We start from the raw sequence: 18,517 nt of genomic DNA, 5'->3' as shown, positions 1-18,517 counted from the left end.
ATAAAAGCTGTTTCTAGTTTTCTAGATGCGCCTTTTCGACTCTGTCTTTATCTTCTTTTGAGATGGTGTCTACAAGTACTGGTGTTGCAATAAACAATGAAGAGTATGTCCCTACAATGATACCAACTAACATAGCAAATATAAATCCTCTGATAGATTCTCCTCCAAAAATAAACATGATCAACAACACCACAATCATCGTCAAAGAGGTATTGATAGTTCTTGACATCGTTGTATTAATAGATTGATTTACGATTTCAGAGAAAGAACCTTTAGTTTTTCCGGCTAAATATTCACGAACCCTGTCAAATACAATAACTGTATCATTCATAGAATACCCAATAACGGTTAGAATCGCAGCAATAAAATGCTGATCGATTTCCATACCAAAAGGCATAAATTTATAGCACAATGAATAAATTCCTAGCACAAAAATAACATCGTGGGCAACAGCAGCAATCGCTCCTAAACTGTATTGCCATTTTCTATAACTGATCATCAAATATAAAAACACAATTGCCATTGCTCCAAGAACCGCCCAATAAGCATTGGTTTTAATATCTTCAGCAACTGTTGGCCCTACTTTAGATGCTTGTAAAATACCGAGTTTTTTACCATCATAAGCATTAACAAATTTATCATACGTCATATCAGCTGAAAAATGTTGTTTTAAAGTAGTAAACAATAATTTATTTACTTCTTCGTCTGCTTTGATTCCTGGCTCTTCCACTTTGTATTTAGTGGTAATTTTCAATTGATTATCACTACCAAAAACTTTTACTTCGGCACTACCATCAAAAACTTCCCCTAGCTCTGCTTTTACTGTTTCAGTTTCAATCGCTTTTTCAAAACGCACCTGAAAAGTTCGCCCTCCTACAAAGTCGACTCCTTCATCAAGACCGTTAATAGCTAATGACGTAAAACTGATGATAACAATAATACTAGAAAATAAATACGTCCATTTTTTAACTCCCAAGAAATTAAACTTGAAATTGACAAACATATTTTTAGAGAAATTAGTAACAAACGTCAAATTGTTCTTTTTACTAATGTTCCAGTCAATAAAAATTCGCGCAATAAAAATAGAAGTAAACAATGAGGTTATAATACCAATTAATAACGTAGTAGCAAACCCCTTAATTGGTCCTGAACCAAAAATGAACAATACAGCTCCGGTCAAAATATGCGTTACATTGGCATCTGTAATAGAGGACATTGCTCCTCTCCAGCTGTAGGAAGTTTTAACGGCTTCTTCTAGTGTTTTACCCGCACGCAACTCTTCTTTTGCTCTTTCGTAGATAATAATGTTCGCATCAACAGCTGTTCCCATTGTCAATACGATACCTGCAATACCTGGCAATGTAAGAACTGCACCAATACTTGCTAAAATTCCGAACAAGAACAGTAAATTAACTGCTAGTGCAACATTTGCATACCAACCCGCTTTACCATAATAGATCATCATCCAAAGTGATACTAAAAGCAATCCTATCAAAGCGGAGCTAGTACCGTGATCAATTGCTTCCTGACCTAAGGATGGCCCAACCACTTCTGACTGAACAATATCTGCAGCCGCAGGAAGCTTACCTGCTCTTAAAACATTTGCTAAATCTTTAGTTTCTGTAACATCAAAAGCTCCTGAAATTTCAGATCTACCACCAGAAATTGGTCCGCTAGAAACTCCTGGCGCAGAGTAAACTACATCATCAAGAACAATAGCGATATTGCTTTTTTGAGTGTATGCTCTACCTGTTAATTCTTCCCATGCTTTTGCACCTTGTCCGTTCATTTGCATTGAAACTGCTGGTTTACCTGATTGGTCAAAGGTATCACTTGCATCTGTAACCACACCACCAGCCATTGCCGGTACATTGTCTCGGTTTCCTTTTAAAGCATATAATTCTACTGCTTCAACAGCTTTTGCTTTATCGTCTTTAATAGTCAAAGGTTTTCCCCAAACAAATTTCACATACCGTTGGTCTGCAGCCAATAAAACTCTAATATCCGCTCTTTTTAAATATCCGTTTACAACAGCCGTATCTTTTGGAGAGAAAAGTCCCAAAACTGGACCTCCACCTTGCCCAATGATTTTATCAAATAAAGGATTATTTCCTTTTTTTGCATCAGCTGAATCTTTACCATCCGAAAGCAAAGCGCTCAAAGAATCTTTCACAACAGGTTTAACTTCGGCAATATTGATTTCAGTTTTCTTCAATGACTCGTTAGCTGCCATCAAAAAATTACCAATTTCTTCTATTTTATATGTTTCCCAAAACTCTAGTTGAGCGGTACTTTGTAATAATCTTTTAATTCTGTCTACATCTTTAGCCCCAGGAAGTTCTACAAGAATTCTTCCCGTCTCCCCTAATTTTTGAATATTAGGTTGGGTAACACCAAATTTGTCTATACGCTCTCTCAATACACCAAAAGCACTTTCTACAGATTCATCTACTTTTCTTTTGATTACTTTTTCGACCTCAGCATCGGTCATTTGAAAATCGACTCCACCTTCACCTTGCAAACTTCTGTTTGCAAAAATATCAGGAGAAGCTAATTTTACGGTCCCTTTTGAATTCGCTTCAAAAGCATTAAAAAATGCATCTAAATAGGTTTGATTTCCTTTTAGATTTGCTGTTGCATCAGCCAAAGATTTATTAAAAACCGGATTTTTTGAGTTATTCGATAAACCTTTCAATATGTCTTTAACAGATATTTGAAGTATTACATTAATACCTCCTTCTAAGTCAAGACCTTTGTTAATTTGCTTATCACTTACTTCATTATAAGTAAAATTAGTAAACCCAAGGCTAAATACTTTTTCTTTACCGATAGAATCTAAATATTTAGCTTCTTTATCAGGGTTTCCACCCGCAAAAGATTTCGCATCATTTTTAATTTTGCTCGCGACAAAAGTGAACGAAAGTTGGTAAATACTTACCAATGCAAATAGAATTGCGAAAAATTTAATAAGTCCTTTATTCTGCATTATTACTAAAAATTAATTATTTTATATTTATTTATTTTTGCTTTAAACCTTATAAAAGAACACTTTACATTCGTTTTTTATATTATAAAAGAATATATCGAGCTACTTCATTTTTTTTAAACCGAGCAAATATATAATTAACGGCAAGATTAACCAATTTATTTATAGATTAATCTCAAGAAAAAGACTGCAAAGATGCAGTCTTCTCTTTTTTATATGTAAATTTTTATACCAAAATCGATTTTAAAGCGTCATTCATTTGTCTGACAGCGTCTGCACTTTTAGCAAATAAGGCTTTTTCAGCATCATTTAGTTTAATGTCAAGAATTTCTTCTACTCCATTTTTACCAATAATACACGGAACACCAATACAGATATCATCCTGACCATATTCTCCTTCAACGAAAACAGAACATGCAATCATTTTCTTTTGATCATTTAAAATACTATCCACCAAGAAAGCAACGGAAGCTCCGGGAGCATACCATGCCGATGTTCCAAGCAGTCCTGTAAGTGTAGCTCCACCAACCATTGTATCGGCAGCTACTTTTTGCAATTCCTCTTCAGATAGAAATTGTGAAACCGGAATTCCGTTATAAGATGCTAATCGTGTCAAAGGAATCATAGTAGTATCTCCGTGTCCCCCAATAACCATTGCTGAAATATCATTGGCCGGTTTGTCTAAAGCCAAAGACAAATACGTTCTAAAACGAGAACTGTCTAACGCTCCACCCATCCCAATAATTCTGTTTTTTGGTAATCCCGTAGATTTCAATGCCAAATATGTCATGGTATCCATAGGATTAGAAACGACCACTATAATAGTATCCGGTGAATGCTTCAATACATTTTCAGCAACCGTTTTCACGATTCCTGCATTAATTCCTATTAATTCTTCCCGAGTCATTCCTGGTTTTCTTGGAATTCCAGATGTAATTACCACTACATCACTTCCTGCTGTTTTAGCATAATCATTGGTAACACCTGATACTTTGGTATTAAAACCAGTATTGGTAGCACATTGCATGATATCTAACGCTTTTCCTTCAGCAAAACCTTCTCTAATATCCAATAGTACTACTTCGCTGGCAATTCCTCTATAAGAAATCACGTCCGCACATGTTGCTCCTACATTTCCTGCTCCTACAATGGTAACTTTCATATTTTAAAGTTTATTCGGTTATTTGTTAATTTGGTTACTTTTTTTGCGTTATTCTATTAGAATAAAAACGGATGATTACGTTACGTTACGCATCAATATTTGCGTAAACTGCATTTTTCTCAATAAATTCTCTTCGTGGTGGTACTTCATCACCCATTAACATTGAAAACACTCTATCGGCTTCCGCCAAACTGTCAATAGTTACCTGACGCAATGTTCTAAAACTTGGATCCATTGTAGTTTCCCATAATTGCTCTGCGTTCATCTCTCCAAGACCTTTATAACGTTGAATTCCTGCACTTCCGCCCATTCTTTCATTTGCTTGATCACGTTGTAAATCATTCCATGCGTATTCTTTTTTGTTTCCTTTTTTAACTAAATACAAAGGCGGTGCGGCAATATATACGTGCCCTTGTTCGATTAATTCTTTCATAAATCTAAAGAAGAACGTCAAGATTAAAGTAGAAATATGACTACCATCGACATCGGCATCACACATAATGATTACTTTATGATAGCGTAATTTTTCGATATTTAATGCTTTGCTGTCTTCGGCAGTTCCTATTGTAACGCCTAGCGCAGTAAATATATTTCGAATCTCTTCGTTTTCAAAAACCTTGTGATGCATTGCTTTTTCTACGTTCAAAATCTTACCACGCAAAGGTAAAATAGCTTGAAACGCACGATCACGACCTTGTTTTGCGGTTCCTCCCGCCGAATCTCCCTCGACAAGGTATACTTCACATTTTGCTGGATCCTGTTCTGAACAATCTGATAATTTTCCTGGCAATCCACCGCCACCCATTACGGTTTTGCGTTGGACCATTTCACGTGCTTTTTTGGCTGCGTGACGTGCTTGTGCTGCAAGAATAACTTTTTGAACAATGATACGAGCATCATTTGGATTTTCTTCCAAATAGTTTTCAATCATCTCACTTACCGCTTGACTTACAGGAGAAACAACTTCTCTGTTCCCAAGTTTCGTTTTCGTTTGTCCTTCAAATTGTGGCTCCTGCACTTTTACCGAAATAATAGCGGTCAATCCTTCCCGGAAATCGTCTCCTGAAATATCAAATTTCAATTTGTCTAACATTCCGGAAGCATCTGCGTATTTCTTTAACGATCTTGTAAGACCGGTTCTAAAACCTTGCAAATGCGTTCCTCCCTCATGCGTATTGATATTATTCACATACGAGAAAATATTTTCCGTATAGCTGGTATTGTAAATTAACGCCACCTCTACCGGAATTTCTCCTTTTTCATGATCCATAGAAATTACGTGCGCAATAATTGGCTCACGGTTCCCATCTAAGTAACGGATGTATTCTTTTAAACCTTCGTCAGAATGAAATACTTCTGAAACAAAATTTCCGTCTTTATCAAATTCTCTTTTATCCGTAAATGTAATCGTGATTCCTTTATTCAAATAAGATAATTCACGCATACGAGCCGACAAAGTATCATACGAATACTCAATAGTTTGGGTAAATATGCTTGGATCCGGATAAAAAGTAACAATTGTCCCTCTCTTAGTCGTTTCTCCAATTTGCTTAACCGGGTATAATGCTTTCCCTTTTTCGTATTCTTGTTCGTATATTTTACCATCACTACTGTGAACTGTAGCTCTCAAATGGTTTGACAATGCATTTACCACCGAAACCCCTACACCGTGAAGACCACCGGAAACTTTATACGAATCTTTGTCAAATTTTCCTCCGGCACCAATCTTGGTCATTACAACCTCTAATGCTGAAACCCCTTCTTTTTTATGAATTCCTACCGGAATACCACGCCCATTATCTTCAACAGAAACGGATCCATCTTCATTAATATCAACTATTATGGTATCACAATGGCCTCCCATTGCCTCATCAATAGAGTTATCCACAACCTCATACACTAAATGATGCAGACCTCGAACTCCCACATCTCCAATATACATCGAAGGACGCATCCTTACGTGTTCCATTCCTTCTAATGCCTGAATACTATCTGCTGAATAACTGTCCTTCTTGATTTCTTCGCTCATATATATTTTATTCTAAAAAAAATGTACTTTTTGTCTAACACGCAAATATATAAAAACGCAAATTATATAACCGTTAAATTCCCTTTTAAAGCCCTTAAGTTATTAACATTTGTTCATATAATTACAAAAAAACGCTCTCAAAATTGAGAGCGTTCTTCATTTATAAAAAATTTAAATTATTGTTTCAAACTACAACTCCTATTTTGGCAATTTCAGTATCTGCCTGAACGTGTGCCGCATTCGCTCTTCCGCTTGGATCAAGGTTTTCCTGCCATTTTGGAATCCACTTCCTAACCGTTTGTGCCGCACTTACTTGCGGATAATATTTATTAAATACCGACCTGTAAAAATACGCTTCTTTAGTTGTAGGAGAATTATACGGAAATTCAGCTACAGCTCCAGCTAATTGCTCATCCGTAACTTGCGTAGCACAATAATCAATTAATTCATCAATCCAATTGTATCCTACTCCATCCGAAAATTGTTCTTTTTGTCTCCACAAAACCTCTTCAGGCAGATACGGATTGTCTGGCGTATCAAATGCTTTTCTTAAAATGTATTTTTCTTTTCCATCGTACGTTTTAGGCATCTTTTCTTCTGCTTTGATGCGAATTGACACATCCAAAAACGCTTTGTCTAAAAACGGAACTCTGGTTTCTAATCCGTGCGCCATCGTTGATTTGTCCGCTCTTAACAAATCGGCGGTAAACAATTTCTGTACTCTTTCAATAGTTTCCTTTTGGAAATCCTCCGCCGAAGGTGCATTTCTAAAATACAAATATCCCCCAAAAATCTCATCGGCTCCTTCGCCTGAGAGCACCACTTTTACACCTAAATCCGTAATTGCTTTCGACAAGAAATACATTGGTGTACTTGCTCTAACCGAAGTCACGTCATACGTTTCTAAATGCCAGATTAATTTATCTAAGATTTTTATTCCTTCTGCAACAGTAAAATGAATTTCATGATGTTCAGTCCCTAAAAATTCCGCTACTTTTCTGGCAGCCGCAGCATCTGGCGCATCCGCATTTAATCCAATAGAAAATGATTGTAATTTTTTGCCGCTTTCCGCCAATAACCTAGAAGCAATTGCTGATGTTAATGAAGAATCCAATCCTCCTGAAAGCAACACTCCAATGGGTACATCGCTCATTAAACGCTTACGAGTTGCTTCAGTCAACGTTTCCCTGATTAAATCCAAATCTAATTCTTGGTCGGCTTTTAAATAATCTTCATATTCCGGTTTGTAATATTTCACAAAACCTGTTTTTTGAGTATAATAATGTCCCGGAGGAAAAGTAGAAAATGTTTTACACTGATCCGCAATAGGTTTCATTTCGGAGGAAAAATAGATCCTTCCTCTTTCGTCCAAACCATAATACAACGGTTTCACACCCATTGGATCTCTGCCGGCAATAAAATCATCGCCATCTACTACCACAAAAGCCCAGTCGCCATCCAGCATATTGCAAAAATCGTATCCAAACTCTTCGTACAAATGCACAATAACCTCTGAATCTGATTTGGTTCTAAAAGCATGCCTTTTCAACACACCATCTCTCAATTCCTGATGATTGTATATTTCGCCATTATGAACCATATAGGCCGTTTTTGTGCCTTGTATCGGTTGTTTTCCAGAATGTAAATCAATTATAGACAATCGTTCGTGACTTAAAATATACCCTTTTTCAGTAACATGTAAATCACTTTCATCCGGACCACGATGCGTCATTCTTTTTGAAAGTGCTCCAAACAATTGTTCCTCTTTTCCTCTTCCGATAATGGCTAATATTCCGCACATAACTCTATATTTTTATTTTTTCCCAATTCTAAGTCGACAAATATGCAATAGCAGTTACAAATACAAAACACAATTATGATATTTAGTTACTATTTAAAACAAAAAAAAACGTTTAACATCAAAAATGTAATTTAATTATCAGAAAAACCAAACCTACTATAATAACTATAACTCATAAACGCATCCGTTTAATTATTTGACTTTTTGACCTTTTAAATAGGTATTACTTGGTTTCATTTTTACTATCATATTCTCTTTCACCATAATTAAATCCTGGTCAAACATCACAAAATCAGCCCATTTTCCTACTTCCAGACTTCCTTTTTCTTTTTCTTCAAAATTAGAATAGGCGGCCCAAATAGTCATTCCTCTTAAAGTTTCGGCTCTGGTCAACGCATTTTCCATTTGAAAGCCCTCTTTTGGATATTCCTTACTGTCTTTTCTGGCTACAGCAGCATGAAAAGTAAGCATCGGATTCACTTCCTCTACTGGAAAATCAGTTCCAAGAGCTACCATTCCAGCTTTTTGAAGTAATTTTTTATAAGCATAGGCATTTTTCAATCTTGCTTTTCCCAATCTGTCTTCAGCCCAATACATATCAGATGTGGCATGCGTGGGTTGAACCGAAGGAATAATTCCAAATTTGAAATAGTCAAAATCCGCTTCACGTAAAACTTGAGCGTGCTCAATTTTCCATCTTCGGTCTTTTGTGCCTGTCAAAACTTCTCTGTAAATTTTCAAAATCACCGTATTTGCTGAATCGCCAATGGCATGTGTATTCAACTGAAAATTTGAAGCTGCAATTTGTCTAGCTACATCGCTTAATCCAGAAATTGGTGCCAACAAAGCGCCATATTCGCCTGGCTTGTCGGAATACGGTTTGTGCATGCACGCGCCACGCGAACCCAAAGCACCATCACCATACATTTTAAAGGAACGCACATTTAGATTATCTGTTTTATAAATTCCTTTTTTTAAGTATAAATCAATGTTTTTTTGATTTGCAGTAATCATTGCATATACATTAAGCTTCATCACTTTTGCCTTTTGCAAACTATCCATCAAGTGAATAATATCCGGATCCAATCCTGCATCATTTACGGTCGTCAATCCGTAATCAAACATCACTTTTTCGGCATCAAGCAAAGCGGCTATTTGTGTTTTACGAGTTGGTTTTGGAATTATTTTGAACACTAATTCCATTGGATTGTCTACTAAAATTCCCGTTGGCTCCCCGTTTGCAATTTCGATCTGACCACCATCAGCTTTCGTATCCTTTGTGATTCCTGCTAACTTCAAAGCTTTACTATTCACAATAATGGCATGACCGTCGATTCGATTTAAAACTACAGGAATATCAGGAAACGCAACATCTAAATCTGCTTTTGTTGGATATTTTTTGACTTTCCAATCGTTTTGATCCCAACCATTACCCACAATAAAGGTTGGATTTTTATCTTTTTGAAAAGCCTTTAAACGGGAAATTATTTCGTTCATGCTTTTGGTACCGCGCAAATCCGATTCCTGCAAGCTCAATCCATAGCTATAAAAATGGCAATGTGCATCAATCAGGCCTGGATAAATGAATTTGCCTTTCGCATCTATCGTATTCTTGGATTCATATTGTTTTGAAATTTCACCATTAGTCCCAATAGCGATAATTTTACCTTCATCGATTGCCATAGCCGAAGCTTTCTCAAAGGAGTTATTGACCGTGTAAATAGTGGCACCGGTAATAATGGTATCAACGGAAATCTTATTTTTTTGATCACACGAAATCAATAAAAATAAAACAAAGAATAAAGTAATATATCTCATAATAAACATTTTAGTTTTGCTAATATAAAGAACTCCTCCTAATTATTTTAGACAATGTGTAATTATAATGTTTTTTCAAATTCTAAACTGCTCTCGAAATATATTTCTCATAAAAAACGCTCTCAAAATGGAGAGCGTTTTATCTATTTATAAAATCTTAATTAATTGTATTTATGCTTTTGCATACGCATCATCATGCACACTTGCCACCGCTCTTCCAGACGGATCATTCATGTTTTTGAACGCTTCATCCCATTCCAATGCAATTTTTGTACTACACGCCACACTTGCTTCTTGCGGCACACACAAAGCGGCGGCATCACTTGGAAAATGCTCATGAAAAATAGAACGGTAATAATATTCCTCTTTTGAAGTAGGAGTTTGCAACGGAAATTTATATTTAGCATTTGCTAATTGTTCATCCGAAATTTCAACAGCTACAACTTCTTTTAATGTATCAATCCACCCATAACCTACACCATCACTAAATTGTTCTTTTTGTCTCCAAGCTACACTTGGCGGCAACATCTCTTCAAAAGCTTTACGAACCACCCACTTTTCCATAGGATGTTCTGCATTGATCATTTTATCTTGTGGATTAACGCGCATCGCCACATCCATAAATTCTTTATCTAAAAATGGCACACGTCCTTCAATTCCCCATGCTGCTAAACTTTTGTTCGCTCGTAAACAATCGTACATGTGTAATTTACCTAATTTACGTACGTTTTCTTCGTGAAATTCTCTCGCGTTTGGCGCTTTGTGAAAATACAAATATCCTCCAAAAAGTTCATCTGCTCCTTCACCTGATAACACCATTTTGATACCCATAGATTTAATAACTCTTGCCATCAACCACATTGGTGTTGATGCTCTAATCGTAGTCACATCGTAAGTCTCCAAGTTGTAAATTACATCTTTAATTGCATCTAACCCTTCTTGAATAGTGAATTTAATTTCGTGGTGAATGGTTCCAATATGATCCGCAACTATTTGCGCCGCCGCTAAATCTGGAGAACCATCTAATCCTACCGAGAAAGAGTGCAATTGCGGATACCAAGCATCGGCAACATCTCCGGATTCAATACGTTTTTGCGCATATTTTTTGGCGACAGCCGAAGTAATAGAAGAATCTAAACCTCCAGAAAGCAAGACACCATAAGGTACATCGCTCATTAGTTGTCTGTGAACCGCTGCTTCTAAAGCCACTTTAATTTCGTCAATGCTGGTTACGTTGTCTTTTACAGCATCGTAATCTGTCCATTCTCTTTTGTACCATTGTACAAATTCGCCATCTTTGCTCGACATATAATGTCCTGGAGGAAATAATTGGATTTTAGTACAATAGCCTTCTAATGCTTTCAATTCAGAAGCCACATAAAAAGTTCCGTGTTCATCCCAACCTATGTATAATGGAATAATTCCCATGTGATCCCGAGCAACAAAATACTCGTCTTTTTCGACATCATAAATAGCAAATCCAAAAATCCCATTCATTTCATCTATAAAATGAGGCCCTTTTTCTTTGTAAAGTGCTAGAATTACTTCGCAGTCACTTTCGGTTTGAAAGTTATATTTACCCTCAAATTGTTTACGTAATTCTCTGTGGTTGTAAATTTCACCATTTGCTGCTAAAACAAGTTGTTTGTCTTCACTGAACAACGGTTGTTTCCCTGAAGCAGGATCAACAATTGCCAGTCGTTCGTGAGACAAAATGGCTTTTTCATTACTAAAAATTCCACTCCAGTCCGGTCCACGATGACGGATAATTTTAGACATTTCTAATACTTGCGGTCTTAAAACTTCCGCTTTTTGTTTTAAATCAAAGGCACATACTATTCCGCACATAATTTTTTTGTTTAAAGTTTAAGGTTTGCTTCGCCTGTTCGAGTAAAACTCTCGAGTCAAGTTATGAAAGAAACCTGCTTTGTTCATTTTGATAGGGCAAAGATGGAGTTATAGTTCTAATTGAAAAACGCAAATACTCTTTTTAGTTATAATTTATAACTAAAAAATAGAATTTACGTTTAAACCGTAATGGAAAGGTGCTAAAAATAGAATTGAAGTTGCGGATTGTAAAATGGGACGCAAATGAGACGGATGTAAATAACGGATTTTTATTTAATTTCCTCAACCAAATACTTCGTACCATTTATCTCAAAAGTAAATCCTTCTTGATTTCCCATGAGTTTATTTCCCAAAGGAGATTGTGGTGATAATGCGATAATATTGATTCCTTCGACATTGATTTTAGGAAGTGCCACACTCAGGTACAAATAGATTCCGTTCGCTTTTACCAAGCTCCCCACAATAATGGTTTCGGCAACTGTGCCAGCATCAATTTTATCCAAAACTGTTTTTTGGTCCAGTACTTCTCTCAATTTACGATTGAGTTTTTCCTGCTCAATGTGCATCATAGACAAAGCGGTTTCATGTTTATCTCCGGCTGAACCTTTAGCATCGTTTTTAGAATCTTCGGTAAGTGCGACAATCATGTCTTTGAAAACATCGATTCGATCCTGAACTAATTGCAGGTAATGGGTATGTATTTTTTGTTTGAAAGTCATAAGTAGATTTACATGCCTGACAGGGTTCAAAACCCTGTCGGGCATTCAAAGTTTTTAAATAAAAAAAGCGAAGATTGTTTTACTTTTCGGCTCCTTCTCCTTCGGGGAGGGCTGGGATAGGGATTAAAAATCAAATTTATAGTTCACGCCTAAAATCACCTGAAATCCCTGCACTGGATAATTTTGCCATTTTTGGTAGGCATTATTAGTGATATTATTGGCTCTGGCAAAAGCAGTCAATCGGTCGCTATATTTGTAACCAACATTTGCATTGACATCAAAATAAGACTTCAAAGTTACAGGAGCAGCGTTAGTCACCACATTGGTATTAACCTGAAAATCTTTTCGCTCGCCCACATAGAACACATTTGTACCAGCAAACCACTTCTCTGATATGTTAACATCCAAGCTTGAATTTAATTTTATAGCTGGCAAATTCCATGCTTCTTGTTGAAAATCATTTGTAAAACTGCTAAAGCTTCCGTTGATTCCAAAAGTCACGTTCTTAGAAAAATCAGCTTTTACTTCTCCATAAAAATTCAACGTTCTCATATCGTCATACACCACTTGAAAAGAATTCCCAAAAGCATAGTCCTGATTGGTTGCATTTTCATTGTAATCATTGCTTTTAAACAACGTCTTATTGCGCTCATTAATATAGGAACCTCTTATATTATAACTCATATTATTAGTCAATTTCCCTTTTAATCCTGCAAAAACATCATACTGCTGATCCGTAGGTGCAATAGCGAGTGTTGGTGACAAAAAAGGATTTTCATCTACAAAGTCCTGGTACGAGTTTTGTTTTAAATTTCCTTCGGCTCCCGCATAAAAAATCATCAAATCACCAACAACATTATAGGAAGCGTTAAATTTTGGATACACAAAAAATTTATTATTGCTGTTTTGATTGTCCAGACTATAAAAAATAGCGGCACCAATATTCAGTGTCCAATCCTCCTCCTGCATCACAAAACTAGGTGCAATTCCCAGATTTGTAAAACCGTATTTGATTGGTTCTGTATTGGTATTTAAATAATTATTATTGAAACTTCCACCAACATAATCTACGATTAAGTCCGTTTTTACAGCACTATCCATCACATCAAATTCTACAGTTGGCTTGGCGTAAAACCTATTTTCTGAAGAATCAAAAATATCAGAAAAATGATTAAATTTCAGACTCATTTTATTAAAAAAACTTTCGTTAAAGGCTACATTCCCTCCTAACGTCAGCGTACTGTAGGATTGCTGCGGCCTGATTCCACTGATCAAGATTGCTCTGTCCTGAGGCGCCAGCGTAGTACCAAAATCAGCCGGTAATCCATACCAATTGTACGTTTGGTTTTGATATCCTAAATCCAGATTCCATGAAACTTCTTTTCGATTTGATCCATACATCAAATCAATCGAAGTGTCATAAAAACGATCGTCCAGAATCACCTTTTCAATACCCCCTTGGGAGGAGTGATGCCGAAACATGCCACCAATATAATCCGTAGCATTAAGGTCATGATTCACATATAATTCCCCTACAAAGGTTCCGTAATTCCCTACACCAAATGTGGCGTAGTTTTGAAACAAAACGGCTTCTTTTTCTTTCTTTACGCCTGCTGCTTTTCCTTTAGACGGCGTGAAAGTTGATGCTACCGGGAAAGAGAAAATAGTATACTTTACGGTTTCCTTTTTTGTGTTATCTTCTTCGTCCAGCAACGGTGTTTCCTTCACTTTGAAAGCATCTAATATGGTTGGTGTGTAGGGCTTGACTACATTTACGGTCTCGGTACCTATTTGCTCTTTCTTTTGTGCAAATGAAACTTGAGAAACGAAAAGAAATAAAATCCCCAACCCAACGCTCCCCAAAGGGAACGGATCCGAAAACGTTACGCTATTATTTATAAACGATATTACTTTGTTTTTAAATGTCATGTTTTATTTTTTTACTGCTAACTTCCTACTGCTACTTTTTTTACTACTGCATTTTTAACCGGTACGTTACACTTCCCATTCTCCTTTTGCGAGGTATTGTGTTTTTCCTCCAATTTTAATATCAAACTGATTTTCAGCTAATTTTCCATCGAAATAAATCTGAGAAGCTCTGTTTATAAAATCGCCCTGATGATTAATCATTTGAATTTCCGGCGAGTAATATTTTAAAAGAAAAGCCTGTAAACACGTGCTCGCACTTCCCGTAGCCGCGTCTTCTATAAGCTGATTCGCTTCAATACAAAACATCCTGCTACTCAGCTTTTTTTCTACCAAACAATAAAAATACAACGCTCTATGACTGGTTTTGCAGTGTGCATGCAGCCATTCTTTCATTTTATCCTTATCAAGAATCAAATGCTCTAGTGCCTTTTTACTTTTAATAGGAACAATCACAAAAGCGCTTCCTGTAGTCACTTCCTGAATGGGAAATTTATCCTCAAAATCAGCTCTGCTTAAATTGCTAAAGGATAAAAAATCTTCCGTTAAAAAAGTATTCAAAAACTCCGGTTGAGCCGCCTGTAGCCAAACCAAATCTCCCGATTGATGTACCGGAATTTCACCAATTGGAACCGACAGCGAAATCTTTTCAGGTTTATTCTCAAATATTTTATGCATCAAAACCCATGATGTTCCTATGATTGGATGGCCTGCAAACTGCATTTCGTGGTCTGGTGTGAAAATCCTAATCGCAGCAGTTTTATTCTCCGGTTGAAGCTTAGTAATAAAGGTGCTTTCGGCAAAGTTGATTTCGCGGGCAATTGTCTGCAGCTGCTGGTCGCTCAAGGAATCAGCACCTAAAAAAACCGCGAGTTGATTGCCTGCATATTTATTCTCTGCAAAAACATCAACGATGTAAAAAGGTAGATTCATTCCGTATGTTTTTTTTGTTTTCAGTTATTTTTTCGCGTTGATTTTGGTTGTTTTTCTAACTTCCACTCACAGCTTTATTTAGTTATCGATGCATTTGTTTTGGACTCTTCCGCTTTGATTCTTTCTAATTCAGTTTGTGCCTCTGAAACTACATCCTGAAAATCAGTAAAATTCTGAATGACGTTTTCTAAAATGTAAGTCGCCTGATAGCTGTCTTTGAGTCCGTAAAAATTTTTCGCCATTAAGACTAATCCTTTGGCTCCAAAATACTTATAGCTCGCATAATTTTCGGCTAATTTTTGAACGGCAACATTAGAAGCTTCAAAATTTTCTTCTTTATTTTTAAAATAAGCATCGTAGTACAGGGCTTCGGCCGCTAATTCCCCCTTAGCAATTGTCATTACTTTGGCATAAGCCGCTCGTGCTATGGCTTCATCACCAGTTTGCATTGCTGCCCGTGCAATGATAATTTGCGCATCACTTTTGACATTATCATCAGTCTTTGGATTCATTAAGACTTTCTCCGCGTACACTACTGAATTTGGATAGTCCTTATTTTCATAAAAACATTTCATCAGATTGGATTGTGCAAATGTTTTATTCTGAGAAACATCTGCTTCGTTTTCTAGACGGGACAATACCGGAATTGCTTTGTCATATTCCTTATTTTTCAGAAAAAACTGTGCCAAACGCACTAAAGATGGCTCCGTAAATTCACTTCTGGATTGGGCTATTACAAATTCATAATTAGGAATTGATTTGCTTTCAGATCCTTCAGAAAAATACAATTGCGCCAGGTAATAATTAGCCTTCAAGGCGTGTATTCCTGGGGAAAATTGACTTAAATACCCACTAAAACCTGTAATTGCCTGTTTGGTATTGTTTTGTTGAAATTGTTTTTCGGCAGCTTCAAATGTATCATTATCCAGCTCTGCATCCGTGACAGCCACAAAATCTAGGGTACGTACCCAAGTTGCATATTCATCTACTCTGCCCATATCTACGTAAATTAATCGGGCTGCAACTACTGCTTCTAATGCCTCCGGAGACCGAGGAAATTCAGCCGCTACTTTCTTAAACTTCACTACTGCCTGATCATTCCTGTCTGAATTAAAATAAATTAATCCCTGGCGCAAAATAGATTTTGAGGCAAAAGAACTCTTTTTGAATTCTGTATTCAGTTGCTCATACGCTTTTAAAGCCAAATCATTTTTATTTTCGGCAACATACGTATTCCCTAGTTCAAATAAAGTATCATCTCGGTAACCCGATTTTGGATACAATTGTAAAAAAGCATTCAATTCTTCTATTTTTTTATCGTTTTTATCCATAAATCCATAGGAAATTGCTTTTTGAAAATACGCATAATCCGCATCGACACTTTTAGAGGCTATCACTTTAGAGTACGCATCCATTGCGGGACCGTATTTTGAGGTTACAAAACGACAATCTGCCAAACGCAAATACGAATCATTCAAACGCACTTTATCCTCTGGTGCTTTTTCAATCTGATTTTCGAAATAATTCCCTGCCTGATCGTACTCTTTCAATTTGAAATAAGCATACGCAATCGTGTAATTGTGATTTTTATATTCAGGAGTTTTTGAGGCTTGTGCAAAGCCTGCAAATTGTTTGAAACTCAACAACGCATTTTTAAAATCATTCAAAACATATTCTGTTTCTGCTTTCCAGAAAGCCGCTCTGGCAGTAAAATACGGATCTTTCTGTTCGTTCATAGACTGCGTAAACATAGTCAAGGCTTCCGGATAATCACCGTCTGTATACAATTCTAACCCATTGAAAAAAGTAACTTTCTGGTACGCTAATTTGTTTTCAGGGGATCTGTTTTTTTCCAATATTACTAAGGCCTCTTTATAGTTTTTAGAAGAAATATAAGAATCAATCAAGAGTCTTTCTATTTCTGAACGGTTGGCATTATTGGGGTATTTCTTCAAAAAAGCATGCAAAATTGCAGGCACACTTTGATAGGAATTTCCAAGTTCATAGCTTAATTTAGCGTAATTCAAACCCGCATCTTCCTGTATTGCTTCGTCAAATGACATTTCCGACGCATTTTTGAAAGCATTTAAAGCTTGCTGTTTCTTGTTTGTATTGAGGTAACTTTCCCCCAAATGATAATAGGCGTTTTGTGCAACAAAATCTTTCCCACCTATGATTTTATTGAACTGAGAAATGGCATTTTCGTAGTCTTTTTGTTTGTAATACGCATATCCTAATTGGTAAAAATCCGTATTATTCCATCTTCCTTTTTTACCTTGATAATCAACTAAATAGGGAATTGCGGTATCGTATTTTTTTAAATTAAAATAGCTTTCGCCAATGATTTTATTAAGTTCCGATTTTTCTAAAGGATTTGATTTGGCCATTGCTTTTTCCCCTAAATCAATTGCGTTTTGGAAATTTCCTAATTTAAAATTCATATCCGCCTGATAATAAGACAGTTTTTCCTTGTATTTTTCTTCTCCGGAAACGGCGTCAAAATATTTTGTCGCTTGCTTATAATCATCTCCTTCATAGGCCATGAATCCCAAGTAATATTTAGCTTGCGAACCATATTCAGGAGCATTCACCACTTTATTAAAATAAACAGTTGCCTCTTTTTTCTTTTTGGCATTAAAAAAACTATACCCTTTTTGAAAATTAAACTGGTCTTGCTCCTTTCTGCTCAGATTCCTTTCATCCACTTTGTCAAACCATTGCAGGGCTTGGGGATAATTTCCCAAACTAAAATGATACTGTGCCACCTCGATATACGCTTGATTTTGTTTGACACTCGTAGGATAATCCGAAACAAAGCGTTCCATCATCTGATCTGCATTGGCTTGATTAGTACGAATGGCGCAATTTGCCACATAATAGGCACAATCTGATTTTAATTCATCGGTGCCGGCGGATTCTTTTACTTTATTAAAAATAATTTGTGCCGATGCATATTGTTCTTCGTTAAACAACGAAACCGCTTTGTTGAAATCCTTTAAATCGTGGGTATAAATAGTTGATTTTTGTGCCGAAATACTGATAGTGCTACTAATGAAGAAACTACAGAAAAGCCAAGAAATTTTACGCATTGTGGTTTTATTTTAATAATTCAAATGTATTGCATTCTGATCTTTATAACGAATTGCGATTGGTTTTTATTATGAATATTTTTTTTTAACCGTTTATAATTTAACCTTCTTAAAACAGACTGACCAATTATTATACCTTTTAATAACCTGATCACCGGATCCGTTAACACAATAGTAACGGACAACGAGTTTTGGCTTAACACCTT

The 18,517-nt window shown here is 36.2% G+C and carries 10 protein-coding genes; all 10 read right to left on the bottom strand.

Features of this window, described 5'->3' with window-relative positions:
• Positions 1 to 13: 13 nt before the first annotated feature.
• Entirely contained in the window at positions 14 to 2,986 is a 2,973-nt protein-coding gene (gene secDF / locus EKL98_RS06655; protein WP_126561858.1) for a protein translocase subunit SecDF, read from the bottom strand.
• A gap of 226 nt (positions 2,987 to 3,212) precedes the next feature.
• The gene (gene mdh, locus EKL98_RS06650) at positions 3,213 to 4,148 is read right to left on the bottom strand and encodes a malate dehydrogenase (RefSeq protein WP_126461042.1); all 936 of its coding nucleotides are present in this window, start codon (positions 4,146 to 4,148) and stop codon (positions 3,213 to 3,215) included.
• 85 nt (positions 4,149 to 4,233) lie between these two features.
• Positions 4,234 to 6,177 carry a DNA topoisomerase (ATP-hydrolyzing) subunit B gene (gene gyrB, locus EKL98_RS06645; RefSeq protein WP_126461045.1) on the bottom strand — a complete coding sequence of 648 codons (1,944 nt, stop codon included), beginning with the start codon at positions 6,175 to 6,177 and terminating at the stop codon, positions 4,234 to 4,236.
• Between the two features lie 184 nt (positions 6,178 to 6,361).
• On the bottom strand, positions 6,362 to 7,978 hold the full coding sequence (asnB, locus tag EKL98_RS06640) for an asparagine synthase B (RefSeq protein ID WP_126561857.1): 1,617 nt from the start codon (positions 7,976 to 7,978) through the stop codon (positions 6,362 to 6,364).
• Positions 7,979 to 8,170: 192 nt separating this feature from the next.
• Positions 8,171 to 9,796, bottom strand: coding sequence for an amidohydrolase (locus EKL98_RS06635; protein WP_126561856.1), 1,626 nt, complete (start codon positions 9,794 to 9,796; stop codon positions 8,171 to 8,173).
• Between the two features lie 171 nt (positions 9,797 to 9,967).
• Positions 9,968 to 11,644: an asparagine synthase B gene (gene asnB, locus EKL98_RS06630; RefSeq protein WP_126461053.1), complete on the bottom strand. Its 1,677-nt coding sequence runs from the start codon at positions 11,642 to 11,644 to the stop codon at positions 9,968 to 9,970.
• A 269-nt stretch (positions 11,645 to 11,913) separates the two neighbouring features.
• Entirely contained in the window at positions 11,914 to 12,363 is a 450-nt protein-coding gene (locus tag EKL98_RS06625) for a hypothetical protein (protein WP_126561855.1), read from the bottom strand.
• Positions 12,364 to 12,486: 123 nt separating this feature from the next.
• The gene (locus EKL98_RS06620) at positions 12,487 to 14,292 is read right to left on the bottom strand and encodes a TonB-dependent receptor (protein ID WP_233589374.1); all 1,806 of its coding nucleotides are present in this window, start codon (positions 14,290 to 14,292) and stop codon (positions 12,487 to 12,489) included.
• Positions 14,293 to 14,358: 66 nt separating this feature from the next.
• Positions 14,359 to 15,222, bottom strand: coding sequence for a PhzF family phenazine biosynthesis protein (locus EKL98_RS06615; protein ID WP_126561854.1), 864 nt, complete (start codon positions 15,220 to 15,222; stop codon positions 14,359 to 14,361).
• Positions 15,223 to 15,296: 74 nt separating this feature from the next.
• A complete protein-coding gene (locus EKL98_RS06610) occupies positions 15,297 to 18,311 on the bottom strand; it encodes a tetratricopeptide repeat protein (protein ID WP_126561853.1) in 3,015 nt (1,004 codons plus the stop codon).
• Positions 18,312 to 18,517 lie beyond the last annotated feature (206 nt).

It is taken from the genome of Flavobacterium bomense, from assembly GCF_003970355.1.
Note: the sequence above shows the minus strand (reverse complement) of the source record. Positions and strands in the feature narration are given on the sequence as shown.